The organism is Aliiroseovarius sp. F47248L (assembly GCF_023016085.1).
Lineage (GTDB): Bacteria > Pseudomonadota > Alphaproteobacteria > Rhodobacterales > Rhodobacteraceae > Aliiroseovarius.
In genome coordinates this window covers 1,750,855-1,765,867 of record NZ_JALKBF010000001.1, presented here as the reverse complement: position 1 = coordinate 1,765,867, position 15,013 = coordinate 1,750,855, and the positions used below count along the sequence as shown (strand labels likewise).

General features: G+C 56.9%; 16 protein-coding genes. 9 read left to right on the top strand and 7 right to left on the bottom strand.

Going from position 1 to position 15,013, the window contains the following annotated elements; all coding sequences use genetic code 11:
• Window positions 1-25 precede the first annotated feature (25 nt).
• A complete protein-coding gene (locus MWU51_RS08795; protein WP_247036467.1) occupies window positions 26-724 on the bottom strand; it encodes a glutathione binding-like protein in 699 nt (232 codons plus the stop codon).
• An 81-nt stretch (window positions 725-805) separates the two neighbouring features.
• Window positions 806-1,228 (bottom strand): tellurite resistance TerB family protein, encoded by a 423-nt coding sequence (locus MWU51_RS08790; protein WP_247036465.1) that lies wholly within the window; start codon window positions 1,226-1,228, stop codon window positions 806-808.
• A gap of 122 nt (window positions 1,229-1,350) precedes the next feature.
• Between MWU51_RS08790 and MWU51_RS08785 the strand changes: the two genes are divergently transcribed.
• From MWU51_RS08785 to MWU51_RS08765, 5 genes are all read left to right on the top strand, one after another.
• Window positions 1,351-2,997 (top strand): lysine--tRNA ligase, encoded by a 1,647-nt coding sequence (locus MWU51_RS08785; RefSeq protein WP_247036463.1) that lies wholly within the window; start codon window positions 1,351-1,353, stop codon window positions 2,995-2,997.
• 216 nt (window positions 2,998-3,213) lie between these two features.
• Complete coding sequence (locus MWU51_RS08780; RefSeq protein WP_247036461.1) at window positions 3,214-5,505, top strand: glycoside hydrolase family 55 protein; 2,292 nt, start codon at window positions 3,214-3,216, stop codon at window positions 5,503-5,505.
• 20 nt (window positions 5,506-5,525) lie between these two features.
• Window positions 5,526-6,635 (top strand): polyphosphate kinase 2, encoded by a 1,110-nt coding sequence (gene ppk2, locus MWU51_RS08775; protein WP_247036459.1) that lies wholly within the window; start codon window positions 5,526-5,528, stop codon window positions 6,633-6,635.
• Between the two features lie 148 nt (window positions 6,636-6,783).
• Complete coding sequence (locus MWU51_RS08770) at window positions 6,784-7,932, top strand: lytic murein transglycosylase (RefSeq protein WP_247036457.1); 1,149 nt, start codon at window positions 6,784-6,786, stop codon at window positions 7,930-7,932.
• A gap of 70 nt (window positions 7,933-8,002) precedes the next feature.
• Window positions 8,003-9,376, top strand: coding sequence for an MATE family efflux transporter (locus MWU51_RS08765; RefSeq protein WP_247036456.1), 1,374 nt, complete (start codon window positions 8,003-8,005; stop codon window positions 9,374-9,376).
• Here the strand turns inward: MWU51_RS08765 and MWU51_RS08760 are convergent.
• Genes MWU51_RS08760 through MWU51_RS08750 form a run of 3 tightly spaced genes read right to left on the bottom strand, consistent with a single transcriptional unit; the run spans window position 9,373 to window position 11,359 of the window.
• Window positions 9,373-9,774, bottom strand: a complete 402-nt coding sequence (locus MWU51_RS08760; RefSeq protein WP_247036448.1) for a hypothetical protein — start codon at window positions 9,772-9,774, stop codon at window positions 9,373-9,375. The two genes, MWU51_RS08765 and MWU51_RS08760, sit on opposite strands and share 4 nt — an antisense overlap.
• Window positions 9,774-10,157 (bottom strand): bleomycin resistance protein, encoded by a 384-nt coding sequence (locus MWU51_RS08755; RefSeq protein WP_247036446.1) that lies wholly within the window; start codon window positions 10,155-10,157, stop codon window positions 9,774-9,776. The genes MWU51_RS08760 and MWU51_RS08755 overlap by 1 nt, the downstream gene beginning before the upstream one ends.
• Window positions 10,157-11,359, bottom strand: a complete 1,203-nt coding sequence (locus MWU51_RS08750) for a pyridoxal phosphate-dependent aminotransferase (protein ID WP_247036444.1) — start codon at window positions 11,357-11,359, stop codon at window positions 10,157-10,159. Before MWU51_RS08750 ends, MWU51_RS08755 begins: the two co-directional genes overlap by 1 nt.
• Window positions 11,360-11,467: 108 nt before the next feature.
• Between MWU51_RS08750 and MWU51_RS08745 the strand changes: the two genes are divergently transcribed.
• The 3 genes from MWU51_RS08745 to MWU51_RS08735 all read left to right on the top strand — a co-directional run bounded on the left by MWU51_RS08745 (window position 11,468) and on the right by MWU51_RS08735 (window position 12,779).
• Window positions 11,468-11,872: a helix-turn-helix transcriptional regulator gene (locus tag MWU51_RS08745; RefSeq protein WP_247036442.1), complete on the top strand. Its 405-nt coding sequence runs from the start codon at window positions 11,468-11,470 to the stop codon at window positions 11,870-11,872.
• A complete protein-coding gene (locus tag MWU51_RS08740; RefSeq protein WP_247036441.1) occupies window positions 11,869-12,177 on the top strand; it encodes a succinate dehydrogenase assembly factor 2 in 309 nt (102 codons plus the stop codon). The genes MWU51_RS08745 and MWU51_RS08740 overlap by 4 nt, the downstream gene beginning before the upstream one ends.
• 104 nt (window positions 12,178-12,281) lie before the next feature.
• Entirely contained in the window at window positions 12,282-12,779 is a 498-nt protein-coding gene (locus tag MWU51_RS08735) for a MarR family transcriptional regulator (RefSeq protein ID WP_247036440.1), read from the top strand.
• Between the two features lie 19 nt (window positions 12,780-12,798).
• On the opposite strand, the gene MWU51_RS08730 is transcribed toward MWU51_RS08735, so the two are convergent.
• Both MWU51_RS08730 and MWU51_RS08725 read right to left on the bottom strand, forming a co-directional pair.
• A complete protein-coding gene (locus tag MWU51_RS08730) occupies window positions 12,799-13,536 on the bottom strand; it encodes a DUF1194 domain-containing protein (RefSeq protein ID WP_247036439.1) in 738 nt (245 codons plus the stop codon).
• On the bottom strand, window positions 13,503-13,931 hold the full coding sequence (locus tag MWU51_RS08725; protein ID WP_247036438.1) for a VOC family protein: 429 nt from the start codon (window positions 13,929-13,931) through the stop codon (window positions 13,503-13,505). The genes MWU51_RS08730 and MWU51_RS08725 overlap by 34 nt, the downstream gene beginning before the upstream one ends.
• Window positions 13,932-14,086: 155 nt before the next feature.
• Between MWU51_RS08725 and thyX the strand changes: the two genes are divergently transcribed.
• Entirely contained in the window at window positions 14,087-14,995 is a 909-nt protein-coding gene (gene thyX / locus MWU51_RS08720; protein ID WP_247036437.1) for an FAD-dependent thymidylate synthase, read from the top strand.
• The last annotated feature ends 18 nt before the right edge of the window (window positions 14,996-15,013 follow it).

The window sequence follows — 15,013 nt, the reverse complement described above, 5'->3', positions numbered from 1 at the left end:
ATGCCCCCAGAGGTCGACCCGATTTTTAAGGGCGTGGCGGAATATTGACGGCAGCCTGCGAAGCCGGACGGTCCGCACATTCCGTATGCCAGCGCAGAACATTTGCATATTGTTCAAGCCCCAAAACCTCGGCGGCTTTGTAGCCAGTAAACAAAGCGCGGACCCACGGCCAGATCGCAATATCAGCGATCGAGTAATCGTCACCTGCAACGACCGAACGATCTGCAAGGCGATTGTCCAGAACGGATAACAGACGTTTCGCTTCGGTTTTGTAACGGTCCAGCGGGCGGGGGTCTTCGATCTCTTTGCCGCCATAGGCATAGAAGAAGCCGAACTGCCCCAGCATTGGCCCAAAGCCACCCATCTGCCACATCAACCACTGGATCACCTCTGCGCGCTTGGTGGCATCTGTTGGAAGAAGCTTTCCTGATTTTTCAGCTAGATAGATCAGGATTGCTCCGCTTTCCCACAATGGCAGGGGTTGTCCATCCGGGCCGTTGGGGTCAATGATCGCTGGGATTTTATTGTTCGGGTTCAGCGACAGAAACTCGGGCGTAAACTGGTCATTGGTGTCGAAACTGACCAGATGCGCTTCATAGGGCAGGCCGGTTTCTTCCAGCATCGCAGAAGCTTTGACGCCGTTCGGTGTTGGCAACGAATAAAGCTGAATGACGCTGGGATTTTTCGCAGGCCAGCGTTTGGTGATGTCGAACTGGTCGAGCATTTCGATCCTTTCAGGAAGACGCGTTCATTGGGTAAGTGGGCCGTAGAGGGTCTGATACGATATATTGCCCAGATCGGTGGTTCAGAGAGTCATATGCCGTGCACGTGCGCCGCGTTCAATGGCGGCGGCATGCAAACGTTCGATATTCAACTCATAGCGGATCTCTTCCAAAATGCGCAGCTCGGGTCCTTGAAGTTCACCATCTGCGGCTGCCACGTCGCAGGCCAGTGCATAGGCGGTTTCCCAAAGCGGTTCGGGCAGGTTTTCTCGAACAAGCCCAAACAGGGCGTCCAAACCATCTTCCACCCCGAAAAGGTCGAACACTGTCTGCGACACCGTTTTAATGCGATCCGGGTCGTACTTCGCGAATACCGGCAAATGGTTCACGATGCTTTCGATCGTGACCAGTTCTGCTGATGTAATCTTTTCGTCCGAGGCTGATACGGCGACCATCAAAGCGATCAAGCTGTCTTCGGCGGTCATGGAATGGGGGGTCTGTTGCAATGGATTTTGCTCCTGTCTGTTGCAGTGCAGAATATTGACCCGGCGCGCCCATCGCAATAGGGAGAACACCTAGCGACAAAGCAGCGCGGATCACATGTCCGCGACACAAAAGGAAAAAGCACATGTCCGAGATGCGAGACGCCGCGATGAGTTCGAAAGCCTGGCCTTTTGAAGAGGCGCGCCGGGTGCTCAAGCGTTATCAGAAGGCACCGCCCAAGAAGGGGTATGTGCTGTTTGAAACGGGTTATGGCCCGTCGGGACTGCCCCATATCGGCACATTTGGCGAGGTGGCGCGCACAACAATGATCCAGCGTGCGTTCGAGGTGATTTCAGACATCCCGACCAAGTTGATCTGTTTTTCCGACGATCTGGACGGGATGCGAAAAATTCCCGGCAATGTACCCAATGCAGACGGATTACAGGAACATCTGCAAAAGCCACTGACCTCGGTCCCTGATCCGTTTGGCGAGTTTGAAAGTTTCGGCCATCACAACAACGCCATGCTGCGCCGGTTCCTAGACACATTTGGCTTTGAATACGAATTTTATTCGGCAACCGATTTCTATGGCTCTGGCCAGTTTGACGAGGTTTTGAAGCGCGCCGTTGAAAAATACGACGACATCATGGAAGTGATGTTGAAATCCCTGCGTGAAGAGCGCCGTCAGACCTATTCTATATTCCTACCTATTCACCCGGAAACGGGGCGAGTTCTTTACGTGCCGATGAAGGAAGTGAACGCAAAGGATCACACGATCACTTTCGACGACGAGGATGGGCGCGAATGGACGTTGCCGGTGACGGGTGGCAATGTGAAGCTACAATGGAAACCCGATTTCGGCGCGCGCTGGGCTGCGCTGGAGGTCGATTTCGAGATGTATGGCAAGGACCACTCCACCAATACGCCGATCTATGACAAGATCTGCCGCATCCTTGGCTGGCCTGCTCCGGAGCATTTCACCTATGAGCTGTTTCTTGATGAAGGCGGGCAAAAGATTTCAAAGACAAGCGGCAATGGCGTGTCGATTGATGAATGGCTGACCTATGCCTCGACCGAGAGCCTTGCGTATTTCATGTATCTCAAGCCGAAAACGGCGAAGCGGATGCATTTTGATGTGATCCCCAAGGCGATGGATGAATATCATCAACAGTTGAACGCCTTTCACAAGCAAGACCTCAAAGGGCAGTTGAACAACCCCGTTTGGCACATCCATGGAGGTAACGTGCCGCAATCCAACATGGTGGTGTCGTTCTCGATGTTGTTAAATCTTGCGTCGGTCGCATCGGCGGATGACAAGGATCAGCTGTGGGGCTTTATCAAACGATATGCGCCGGACGCATCCGCGGAAACGCATCCCGACCTAGATGCCGCTGCCGGTTATGCTGTGAAATACTTCCAAGACTTCGTGGCCCCCGCCCGAACCTTCCGCGCGCCAACCGATCAGGAACGTGTCGCGATGCAGGAGTTGTCTGCCGCCTTCCGCGATGGCGATACAGCCTTGGACGTGATCGCCCGTAAAAACGCGCAGATGGGCAATGACGACCCGGCACCCGCAGTTGATTTCACCTCGGACGAGTTTTTGCAATCCATCGTCTTTGCTGTGGGCAAGCTGCACGGGTTTGATAACCTGCGCGATTGGTTCAAGGCGCTGTACGAGGTGCTTCTGGGCGCCAGCCAAGGTCCACGTTTTGGCAGTTTCGCCGCCCTTTACGGGGTCGAGGAAACCGCCACCCTGATTGATCAGGGGCTGGCGGGCGAGTTGATGAAATAGGGTCGCCCCGAACCCGGAAACCAGACAACGGCGCGCCGTATGGGTGCGCCGTTTTGCGTTGCGAAAACAGGCCAGCGTTCGCTCCTGTTTCGTCCCGTTAACGCCTGATTGATAGCACTTTCGCTGTTTTCTGCCCCGTCGCCCATGCGCGATGGGCGGTGCGTCGATGATGCATCGCCACTGGGGGCTGCATGTCTGGACCTGAAAGGGAAATCAATGAACAAGGCGCTTACCGACGGGGTGGTCTTCATGCCCCCCGCATTCGAAGATGGGTTGACGGTCTGGTCAAGTGAGGACGGCACCCCCGGCTCGCAGACCTATGACGGAGCGGGCAATGCAGCCCTGGTCCCAGCCGATCAGGATTTTGACGGGTGTCTTGAGCTTCTGAAAACCGACGCGACGCAGAAGCTGCGTTACATGGGGCAGACCCCTTATGAGCAGGGGTGTTATCTGCGGGTGTCGGCGAAGGTGAAAGCGATTTCCGGCCCGCTACCATCAGTGCGAGTGTCCGCGTGGCCAGCGCAAAGTAGCGGTGCACATGCCGTCGGCAACCTGGAAACCGGCCCCGTCACGGCGCTGACCGCTTATGGGGAAGTGGTCGAAGTGTCCGCCATTATCGGGTCCGGCAGCCGCAATGGAGTCGATATCATCTGGGGGGCAGACGTGGCCTTCGCCCATGTGGGGCTGGATTTAATCGGATCAAATGGCGGCGTGGTGCGGATCGACGACCTGGTGGTCGAGGACGTAACTGGCGCTTACCTTCGCGACATGATGGATTGGGTCGATGTGCGCGATTTTGGCGCAACGGGCGATGGTGTTACTGATGACAAACCCGCATTTGAAGCCGCCGATTCAGCTGCCAACGGGCGCACCGTTCTGGTGCCAGAAGGCACCTACCGAATTGGTTCAAACCTGACGCTTCACGCCGACATCCGGTTTGAAGGCACGGTGACGATGGCCGATGATGTCTATCTGTCGTTGACCCGCAATTTTGACCTGCCCACATATATCGACGCGTTCGGACAGGAAGAGCTGGGGTTCCGTAAGGCCTTTCAGGCGCTTTTGCATTATGCGGACCATGAAATTCTGGATATGTGCGGACGACGTGTGGATGTCACTGCGCCAATCGACATGCGGGCAGCATATGACGCGGGTGACACATTCCTGATCCGGCGCGTGATCAAGAACGGGCAGTTCTATGTGATCGGCGGGTCAGCATGGGACAGCGAAAGCAGCAGCTCCAGCGCCAAATACAACCCTGCCAACCCCTATAAACTGACCAATGTTATAAATGTTGCGGCGGTTCAGGCCGGGTCAGTGGTGACCGGCGCTGGCGTGGGGCGCGAAGTTTATGTCAAGGCAGTGAATATCGGCGCATCCGAGGTCGAATTAAGCCAACCGCTCTGGGGGCCAGCCGCCAACCAGAACTATACGTTCACCCGGCACAAATACGTGTTGGATTTCGGCGGTTTTGCGCAGGTGAATCGCATGAACCTGACCGAGGTCGAGATTCAATGCAACGGTCATGCATCAGCGGTGCTGCTGCCACGGGATGGCGAGAATTTCGTGTTTCAGGACTGTTTCTTCATCAAACCGAAGAACCGCGGCATCAGTTCCGTCGGGCGTGGGTGTCAGGACTTGCATCTGGATCGTTGTCAGTTTGTGTCAAATGAACAGAACCAACCCGCCACCTCACGCCAGTCGGTCGCGTTCAACGTTAATGCCAATGACGCCAAGATCCGCGATAACCGGTTTCAACGGATGGGCACCTCGATGGTGTTGCACGGGTCCGGGCATATCATTCAAGGGAACCACCTGTTTCAAGGCGATGAAGTCGCCGACGGTCCCAGGGTAGCTGGCATGGTGTTTACATATGAGAACAACAAGACCGTTCTGAATGGCAATTATGTCGATAACTGTTTTATCGAATGGAACAACGAACACGATGCCTATCCTGACCATGGATCTGAGTATTCGTTTGGTGGCATGACGATCACCGGCAACATCTTCACCGCCAATGATGTGGCGTCATGGTTCAAGTGGATCCTGATCAAACCCTTCGGTAACGGTCATTTTGTGTCCGGCCTGCATGTCACCAACAACACGTTCCGAACCCTGTCGGGTGCGATTGATCGGATCGAAGGTGTGTCGACCACTCATGCAGGGTTGGACTTCTGGAGCATGAAGGACGTAACGTTCGAGAACAATGCGTTCACCGGTGTGACGCAATCGACCGTATCCCCGGTGACGTTGGAGTTTAACCAGAACACGCCCGCGGCGACCTGGACGATGGACGGGTCGGCATATTTCCCGTTTGGGGGCAATGCGCGCACCGTGCCCAGTGTTACGATCGAAGGCGATCTGCGCGATGTGTCCAACAATCTAGTTTGGGATAATCCGCATGTCCTGGTGAACCAGGGGGCGACTTTCAAACAAGTGCAACTGAAATGGTCGCGCGCTGTGCGGGGCACAGCCCATGTGACCATGCGTGTGGATCGGCCAGTCTAAAGAATTGAGCGAAACGTGAATTGGAAAGGCTCGCACCGTTGCGGGCCTTTTTCTATGGGAATCTGCAATTTTCATTGATTGGGATCAAAGCGTTTGGCGCGGTAATGTGCTACCAATTTCCCGGACCCCGAAAAGGAGATTGGCGCATGACAGCAAGGCAAACCCGTGTATCGAAAAACCCGCAGAAACCCACGAGCAGTAGTGCTCAGTCGTCGTCAGGGTCACCTGTGGAACCTGCGACAGAAGTCCGCAATGGAAAGAGCGGATTTCCGACCGTAAGCGAAGATAAGATCCGCCAGACGTTTGAGAACGGAAAATATCCTTACAGCGTCAAACTGGGACGCCGAGAATACGAGGCGACAAAGGCCAAATTACAGGCTGAGTTGTTGAAGGTGCAGCGCTGGGTTGGTGAAACCGGTCAAAAATTCGTACTGCTGTTCGAAGGCCGCGACGCGGCGGGCAAAGGTGGAACGATCAAGCGGTTCATGGAGCATTTGAACCCTCGCGAAGCGCGGGTGGTTGCCTTGAACAAGCCAACAGATAAAGAGCGCGGAGAATGGTTTTATCAGCGTTATGTGTCGCACCTGCCGACTTCAGGCGAAATGGTGTTCTATGACCGTTCGTGGTACAATCGCGCCGGTGTTGAGCGGGTCATGGGCTTTTGCAACGCCAATGAATACCTAGAGTTCATGCGCCAGACGCCAGAATTTGAACGCATGCTGACACGCTCGGGCATCCAGCTTTACAAATACTGGTTCTCGGTCACACAACCTGAACAGAAACGCCGCTTTGACAGTCGCAAAGACGATCCGCTGAAGCGTTGGAAGCTCAGCCCGGTTGATGTGGCTTCGCTGTCGAAATGGGACGATTACACCGAAGCGAAGGAGGCGATGTTTTTCTATACACATACGGCAGATGCCCCTTGGACAATAATTAAGTCAAACGACAAGAAACGCGCCCGTCTGGAATGTATGCGCCATTTCTTATCAACTTTGGATTATCCCGATAAAGACCATGAACTGGTTGGTAATCCTGATCCATTGATTGTTGGTCATGCTAGTCAGGTTATTCACAAGGCGGATCATATACTTGGCTCAAGTCTGCATCCTGATCAGCGACGCGGCAGTTAAGCATTTCAGAGCGTTACAAGCGAAAAGGGGGCCAAAGATCGGTCCCTTTTCTGCATCCGGCCGCCGGTCACTCCCCTGCACGAAAGCGGCTCTTGCCTTCGCTTGGCAGCCCTATAAGCTTGTTTCAAAACAAGAGCAGGAACATCCAATGACCTATTCAAGACGCTTCTTCGCCTTTGGCTTGGCGGGGCTTTGTCTGGCGGGATGCCAGTCCGGTGCGGCCACCCAACCGGCATCGCGACCCGCCGCCGGATCGGCCATGCGTGCAACCCCGAATGCGGCGTTTGACCGTTGGGTTGAGGGCGCAAAAGAGCGGGCGAAAGCCAGCGGCATCAGCGCGTCGACCGTTTCACGCGCGTTTCGCAATGTTGGCTATCTACCCGGCGTGGTAGAACGGGACCGAAACCAGACCGAGTTTGTGCGCTCGTTTGAGGATTATCTGGCCATCGCCGCCTCTGACGACCGAATTGCCAAAGGACGTGACATGCTGCGGCGCCATGCCGGGTTGCTATCACAGCTCGAAGCGAAATACGGCGTCGAGGAAGAGGTGATCGTAGCCGTTTGGGGGTTGGAAAGTCGCTATGGAGAGCGGCGCGGGGACGTGCCTGTTATCTCGGCCTTGTCGACATTGGCTTACGATGGGCGGCGCGGCAGGTTTTTCGAAGGGCAGTTGATGACCGCCCTGAAAATTCTGGAGCGCGGCGATATTACGCCCGAACGCATGACCGGAAGCTGGGCAGGTGCGATGGGGCACACCCAGTTTATTCCGACCTCTTATCTGGCCTATGCCGTCGATTTCCGGGGCGATGGACGACGCGACATCTGGTCGGATGATCCGACCGATGCACTGGCTTCGACCGCAGCTTACCTTAACCGCTCTGGCTGGCGAAGCGGGCAGCGATGGGGGGACGAGATCACAGGCCGCGCGCCGTCAGGGCGCGGGCGTGTCGTGACACCCGCGGGCGCGAATGGCCCTGTGTTCGAGGTCTATCACAACTACTCTGTACTGGGACGTTATAATAACGCACAGAAATATATCATCGGCGTTGGACATTTGTCAGATCGACTGAGGGGGCGCCCCCCTTTGCGCAGCGCATTCGGGCCGGATGAGAATGGATTGACGCTGGATGATCGCAAAGCGCTGCAACGCGGTCTGACCCGCGCAGGATTTGATGTGGGCGAAGCGGATGGCGTGATCGGAACGAAAACTCTGGAAGCGATCGAGGCGTTTCAACGCGCGCGCGGCCTTCCGGTTACAGGAACACCGTCGCGGTCGCTTCTCAACCTGCTGAGATAGTTTTATCGGATCAAACGGACGGGGTATTCGGTGTCTTGCCCCGCTTTCTGTTCCAGCATAGTTCTGGGTGATGAAGCAGACCCTCACCCTTTCACAGCACATGCGCGCCGTCCTTGTTCTGGGCCTTCCGCTGATCGCGTCGCATCTTGCGCAGTTCGCTGTGCAGATCATCGACACCATCATGCTGGGTTGGTACGGGGTCGAGGAACTGGCCGCCGTGACGTTGGCCGGCACCTTCTTTTTCATGTTTCTGATCATGGGGTCCGGGCCAGCCTGGGCCTTGATGCCCATGGTTGCCGAGGCATCCGAGGCGCAAGACGATGTGCGGGTGCGTCGTTTGGCCCGGATGTCGATGTGGTTCTCTGTCGGGTTTGCGCTGCTGGTACTGCCGCTGATGTGGATGTCTGCGCCCATTTTGCGTGCCATAGGACAGGACCCGGATCTGAGTCTGATCGCACAGGATTATCTGCGCATTGCAGGGTTTGGTCTGGTGCCCGCCTTGTTGGTGATGGCGCTGAAAAGCTATCTGGCAGCACTTGAACGCACGCGTATCGTGCTTTGGGCGACGGTTTTGGCGGCCGCCATGAACGGCGTCATCAACTATGCGCTGATCTTCGGCAACTGGGGCGCGCCAGAACTTGGAGTGCGCGGGGCCGCCATCGCCTCGGTGGTGATCCAGATCGCCTCGGGTCTGGTGCTGGTCATCTATGCTGCGCGACTGAACACCGACGCCAGCTTGTTCCGGCGGCTTTGGAAACCGGATTGGGAGGCGCTAAGCCACCTTCTGAAACTCGGTATCCCAATCGGACTGACGACCCTTGCCGAAGTTGGGATGTTCTCAGCCTCGACCGTCGTGGTCGGATTGATCGGCACACTGGAACTGGCGGCCCACGGGATCGCTCTGCAAATCACCGCGACGTTCTTCATGGTGCATCTTGGGCTGTCCAACACAGCCACAGTCCGGGCCGGGCGCGCGCTGGGTCGAAAGGACGAACAAGGACTACGAAGTGGTGCACTTGCGGTCACGCTTGCATCGGTCGTCTTTGGCGGCCTGACGGTTATACTTTTCTTTGGTGCGCCCGAGCCGATGATCAAACTTTTCCTGAACCCGGCCGAGGTTCGTCGAAACGAGATCGTCGCCCTTGGCGCGGTCTTGTTGGTCGTGGCGGCTCTGTTCCAGTTTGCTGATGGGGCGCAGGCCATTGCGATGGGGCTGTTGCGCGGTGTGCAGGACACACGCGTGCCGATGATCATCGCCACGCTCAGCTATTGGGGCGTGGGGATGCCAATGTCCTATGTGCTGGGGATCACGCTGGGCTTCGGCGCAGTGGGTGTGTGGGTCGGACTGCTGATGGGGTTGGTTTGCGCCGGCATCTTCATGTCCTGGCGATTCTGGAAAAGCTCGTCCCGGATCAGTGCCGAGCCGTCGCGACCGGCGGCCTAACCATGCTTCATGCGGTCGGCCTTCTTGCGCACCAACACCGAGCGTAAATCGTGCATCGCCAACAACAGCGCGTCTGTCACCTGATCTAGCTCGTCAGGGGTGGCGCGCGTCTGTGCCCATTGCGCCGTCAGATTCAGGTGATCCACGCTGCGCAGAATGTCATCCAGTTCTCGGGCGCCTAATGTGGCGCGCCGACTGGACATCCAATCGTCAATGGCTGTTTGGTCTGCCTTGGTCAGTTGGTAATCACCTTGCGGTTTGACCTCGCCATTCTTGATGTTCACAGCGGCGATCTGGTCCAATTCCAGCGGGCGCTGGCGGTTTTCGGTATTCACACGAAAGACGAAAGCGCCATTCTCGCGCACGCGAAAATAATAGTCGGGCAGGGAGATGCTCATCAGATGTCCTTGTCTTCGATCACGCGCCACAGACTGCCATCGGGATCAACCAGATAAAACATGCGCGGCGCGGTATCGGTGGGTTCAGTGATGGCGGTCAGGCGTGGGATCGCAGTGGTATCGGTCGAAATTCCCTGCTGACTCCATTCGTTGTGAAGCGGTTCAACATCCGGCAGCCGCAAGCAGGCGGAAAACCAGCTTTCCTCAGGGTCAAGATCGGGGTGTGGAAAGAACTCCACTTTCATTCCAACCTTCTCAACGATCATCCAGCCTTCGCTGCGCCACGCCAGACGAAACCCGAGACCATCGTAAAAGGCCAGCGTGGTGTCAAAGTTTCGACTTGGCAGGTTGGCCGTGATCTTCCCTTCAGGCGAGTTGGGCATCAGCGAAGGCCTTTGCAGAACGCCTGAATGCGCGAGCAGGCTTCTTTCAGTGCCTCGTCCGAGGTCGCATAGCTGACCCGGAAATTTGGGGACAGCCCGAAAGCCGCGCCGAAAACCACGGCCACGCCGGTTTCTTCCAGCAAAGCTTTGGCGAACACCTCGTCATCGGTGATTTTCACGCCTGCAGGCGTTGTCTTCCCGATGCAGCCCTTGATCGAGGGATAGACATAGAACGCCCCGTCCGGCACCGGGCAATCAAGCCCTTCGGCGGCGTTTAGCATCTCAACCACCAGATTTCGACGGCGCACGAAGGCTTTGTTGTTCTCGGCGATGAAGTCCTGCGGGCCACTCAGCGCTTCGACCGCCGCCCATTGGCTGATCGAACAGGGGTTCGAGGTCGATTGCGACTGGATCTTGCGCATGGCTGAGATCAGCTCGACCGGACCGCCGGCATAGCCGATGCGCCAGCCCGTCATTGCGTAAGCTTTGGACACCCCGTTGCAGGTCAGCGTGCGGTCATACAGACCCGGCTCTACCTCGGCCGGGGTGCAAAACACGAACCCATCATAGGCGAGATGCTCATACATATCGTCTGTCATCACCCAGATATGCGGGTGACGCATCAGCACATCAGTCAGCGCTTTCAGCTGATCACGCGTGTATCCCGCGCCCGTCGGGTTCGACGGCGAGTTGAAGATCAGCCATTTTGTCTTGGGCGTAATGGCGGCCTCCAACTGCTCGGGGGTCATTCGAAACCCAGTCTCGATCGGGCATTCGACCACCACCGGCTCTCCGCCCGCCAACAACACCATATCGGGATAGCTGACCCAATAGGGGGCAGGGATGATCACTTCGTCACCGGGATTCAGGGTCGCCATCAGGGCGTTGTACAGGATCTGCTTGCCACCTGTGCCGACCGAGATCTGGTTGGGTGCATAGTTCAACCCATTCTCGCGTTTGAACTTGTCGCATATCGCCTGCTTCAACTCGGGCATCCCGTCAGGCGCGGTGTATTTCGTCTTTCCCGCATCAATCGCAACCTTGCCCGCCGCCTTTATGTTCGGAGGCGTATCAAAATCCGGCTCTCCCGCGCCTAGGCCGATCACGTCGCGCCCGGCGGCTTTCAGTTCGGCGGCGAGTGTCGAAACAGCAATGGTCGGTGATGGTTTTACGCGATCAAGTGTCGCAGAAAGGAAAGACATGGTGTCCCCGATTTGTAAGTTGGTCCCAGTTCTTCTAGGGTCAGGCGCGAAACCAATCAAGCCAGAACCCGGTGCCCAGCGTGGTGCTTGAAACAATAGGAAAAGCAAATGGACGACTTCGCACAGGATGAAAACTGGTTCTCGGAAGAGGCGGCAACTTTTGGCGACCGACTGGCCGGCGCGCGCGAGGCTGTGGGACTGTCACAGGATGATCTGGCTCGGCGTCTTGGCGTCAAGGTCAAGACCTTGCGCGGTTGGGAAGAGGATCTGAACGAACCACGCGCAAACAAGTTGCAGATGCTGTCGGGCATTCTAAACGTGACGTTGCGCTGGTTGTTGACAGGCGAAGGCGAAGGGGTTGCCGAGCCGGTGGCCAATCTGGACGATATACCCGAAGTGCGCGATCTGTTGCTTGAGATCCGTGACATCAAATCTCAGATGTCCCGGTCTGCGGATCAATTGGGGCGGCTTGAGAAACGTCTTCGCAAACGGCTTGAGGGTGGCGTCGTATGACCGGTGTGTCTTTGGATCAGCTGAAGGAAACCCCGGGCGCGCGTCCGGGGGAAACACGTGATGTGCGGATCAAGCGTTTGGGCATGCGATCGATGCGGCGCGGTATCAAGGAAATGGATATCATCCTGCACCGCTATGCCACTGACCGTCTGGCTCATATGAATGAAGACGAGCTTGACCTGTACGAGTCGCTTTTGGGCGAAAACGATCAGGATCTCTATCAGTGGGTGTCCGGGCAACAAGAACCGCCGGATCATCTGACCGACCTGATCGAACACATCATCGCCTGTACAGCGATGCGCTGAATCATCTGATTTTCAGAAAATTTTCTGCAACTGCTGATCGCATTTAACTGAATGTTCTCATTTCGCTCCGAATAGTCACCTGAGTAATTAGGTCGGAGAGACGGATGAGTATGCACTCCCCCATTGGGCAGACGAACAATCAGAACTTTGTGTATCAGTATCTTGAGGCATTGGCGTTGGTTGAGCGCCTGCACCGCTTGCTGTTGGACGTGATCAAGGACGAATTTGAAAGGGTCGGCGTGTTGGAAGTGAACGCCGTCCAGGCCCTGTTGTTGTTCAACATCGGTGACAACGAAGTGACAGCGGGCGAGCTGAAGACGCGCGGCTATTACCAAGGATCCAACGTTTCCTACAACCTCAAGAAACTTGTCGAAATGGGGTACATGCACCACCAGCGATGCGAGATTGATCGCCGCAGCGTTCGTGTGCGACTGACGGAAAAAGGTCGGAACATTCGCGACACGGTTGCTGGGTTGTTTGAACGTCACGCAGACGGGTTGCAATCACGTGACGTGCTATCTTCGTCGGGGATGGAGGAGATCAACGTCGCGTTGAAGCGGGTGGAACGGTACTGGACGGATCAGATCCGGTACATTTACTGACCCGGTTGGCTGGATATTGCTATCGCAGGTCTGACACCACCACACCCTGCAGCTCGCGCAACAGTTTGCGGGCCATGGCGTGTTCGTAATCCGTAAAATCATCGGCATGTTCGACAAACCGACCAAAGCCGTGGATCACCAGTTCCTTGTAATATGCCACAAGATCGGTGTCGGCATCACCAGCGCCAATAACCAGTCCGTTGATTGTGATCCCGTTGAAGCCCGACAGATACCGCACATCTTGCGGCCGTGGTCCGGTGTTGGCTGGACCGTCCCCGGAAATATCCAACGTCCGCGTTTCGCACTTGCGCCCAGCCAATAGCCGCTGACCATAGATCATGGCCGCCCCGATCCCGGTCGACGGATCTGCCTTTATGCGCGCCGTGCCGCGCAGACGGTCCGACACGGCGCCAACATCTTCGCGACGTGTGATCATCACCCAATCCTGCAACAGACGTTGATGGGACGGGCCGCTCCATTCGTAAACGGCGATCTGGATCGGACGGTCGGGTTGGGACAACAGAGCGCGCAGCACTTCTGGCTGCTCCAGCGCTGCGGCCAGCCCATCCAGTTGCAGTCGGTATTCGCCCTCATCGACAGATCCGGACACGTCCAGCCCAAGCGCCAGTGCTTGCCGACAGGGCGTGGTGGACTGCGCCAGAGCCCCTCCGACCCAAAGCGTGACGAGAAGTGCCAGATGGAATCCGAACCGCCGCTGTCGCATCACCAGTGACCAGTGTTTTCCATGCTGGCCCATGGCTCTTGAGGGGGCAGCGCGTCACCGGCCTGCAACAGCTCGATCGAGATGTTGTCGGGTGAGCGTACAAACGCCATATGCCCGTCACGCGGTGGGCGGTTGATGGTCACGCCATTGTCCATAAGGTGCTGGCACATCTCGTAAATATTCTCGACCTCGTATGCCAGATGCCCGAAATGGCGGCTGTCGGATGGCAAGCCATCGTCGCCGTCCCAGTTATGGGTCAGCTCGACCGGGCATTCCGGCTGATCCGGTGGGGCCATGAAGATCAACGAAAACCGCCCCTGCTCCGAATCCATCTGCCGGGTTTTCTCAAGCCCCAGAAGCTCATAAAACCGCATGCTGTCCTCAAGGTTTTTTACGCGCACCATCGTGTGCAAGTATCGGACTTTCATCGGCGAACTCTCCCTATATCTGATGGATTTGCCGTTAGCCTAGCAGGTCAGACGCCACTGAAAAGCAGAAAGGCCACATCCACGTCATCTTGCTGTTTTGCCAATCGCCCCATCTATATATAGTGGCCGGGCAACCATGAGACGAGAGATTCGACATGCCCCTGAACCCCGAGCAGATCAAAGAAATCGAAGAACAACGCAGCGCCCCGCAATCCACCCTGCGCGCGGTCAGCCCCGGCATGGAAAAACACCTCTATACCGCGCATGAAGTGCTGGACCACGGGTTTGTGCGCGTCATCGACTATATGGGCGATGACGCCGCGATTTGTCAGGCCGCGCGGGTCAGTTACGGCAAGGGCACCAAGTCGGTGCAGAACGACGAAGGCCTGATCCGCTATCTGATGCGCCACTGGCATTCGACCCCGTTCGAGATGTGCGAGATCAAGCTGCACGTCAAACTGCCCGTCTTCGTCGCCCGCCAGTGGATCCGCCACCGCACCGCGAATGTGAACGAATACTCCGCGCGGTATTCGATCCTGGACCGCGAGTTCTATATCCCCGCGCCCGAACACATCGCCGCGCAATCGGTGGTGAACAACCAGGGCCGGGGGGCGACGCTGGAAGGCGAGGAAGCCGCCCGCGTGCTGGAGATCCTGAAGGCCGACAGCAACCGCTGCTATGACAATTACGAGGCGATGATCTCGGACGAAGGCCAACAGGGGCTGGCGCGTGAACTCGCGCGGATGAACCTGCCCGCCAACGTCTATACCCAGTGGTACTGGAAAGTCGATCTGCACAACCTGTTCCACTTCCTGCGCCTGCGCGCCGACCACCACGCCCAATACGAAATCCGCGTCTATGCCGATGCGATCTGCAACATCGTCGCCGATTGGGTCCCCGCCGCCTATGGCGCGTTCGAGGACTACCGCCTGGGCGGCGCCAACCTGTCCGGCCGCGCCATGGACTGCGTGCGCCGCATGCTGAAAGGCGAAGAGGTCACGCAGGAGAACTCCGGCATGTCGAAAGGGGAGTGGCGCGAGTTTGAGGCGGAGTTGAAGGGGTGAGTGAGGTTGAAATCCTAA

What these genes read in the sequence shown, in the direction of transcription:
- MWU51_RS08765 (WP_247036456.1), top strand. Translation starts at nt 8,003, where the DNA reads ATGAAGCAGACCCTCACCCTTTCACAGCACATGCGCGCCGTCCTTGTT.
- MWU51_RS08795 (WP_247036467.1), bottom strand. Translation starts at nt 724, where the DNA reads ATGCTCGACCAGTTCGACATCACCAAACGCTGGCCTGCGAAAAATCCC.
- MWU51_RS08755 (WP_247036446.1), bottom strand. Translation starts at nt 10,157, where the DNA reads ATGCCCAACTCGCCTGAAGGGAAGATCACGGCCAACCTGCCAAGTCGA.
- MWU51_RS08740 (WP_247036441.1), top strand. Translation starts at nt 11,869, where the DNA reads ATGACCGGTGTGTCTTTGGATCAGCTGAAGGAAACCCCGGGCGCGCGT.
- MWU51_RS08735 (WP_247036440.1), top strand. Translation starts at nt 12,282, where the DNA reads ATGAGTATGCACTCCCCCATTGGGCAGACGAACAATCAGAACTTTGTG.
- MWU51_RS08770 (WP_247036457.1), top strand. Translation starts at nt 6,784, where the DNA reads ATGACCTATTCAAGACGCTTCTTCGCCTTTGGCTTGGCGGGGCTTTGT.
- MWU51_RS08780 (WP_247036461.1), top strand. Translation starts at nt 3,214, where the DNA reads ATGAACAAGGCGCTTACCGACGGGGTGGTCTTCATGCCCCCCGCATTC.
- MWU51_RS08745 (WP_247036442.1), top strand. Translation starts at nt 11,468, where the DNA reads ATGGACGACTTCGCACAGGATGAAAACTGGTTCTCGGAAGAGGCGGCA.
- MWU51_RS08725 (WP_247036438.1), bottom strand. Translation starts at nt 13,931, where the DNA reads ATGAAAGTCCGATACTTGCACACGATGGTGCGCGTAAAAAACCTTGAG.
- MWU51_RS08785 (WP_247036463.1), top strand. Translation starts at nt 1,351, where the DNA reads ATGTCCGAGATGCGAGACGCCGCGATGAGTTCGAAAGCCTGGCCTTTT.
- MWU51_RS08730 (WP_247036439.1), bottom strand. Translation starts at nt 13,536, where the DNA reads ATGGGCCAGCATGGAAAACACTGGTCACTGGTGATGCGACAGCGGCGG.
- MWU51_RS08760 (WP_247036448.1), bottom strand. Translation starts at nt 9,774, where the DNA reads ATGAGCATCTCCCTGCCCGACTATTATTTTCGCGTGCGCGAGAATGGC.
- thyX (WP_247036437.1), top strand. Translation starts at nt 14,087, where the DNA reads ATGCCCCTGAACCCCGAGCAGATCAAAGAAATCGAAGAACAACGCAGC.
- MWU51_RS08750 (WP_247036444.1), bottom strand. Translation starts at nt 11,359, where the DNA reads ATGTCTTTCCTTTCTGCGACACTTGATCGCGTAAAACCATCACCGACC.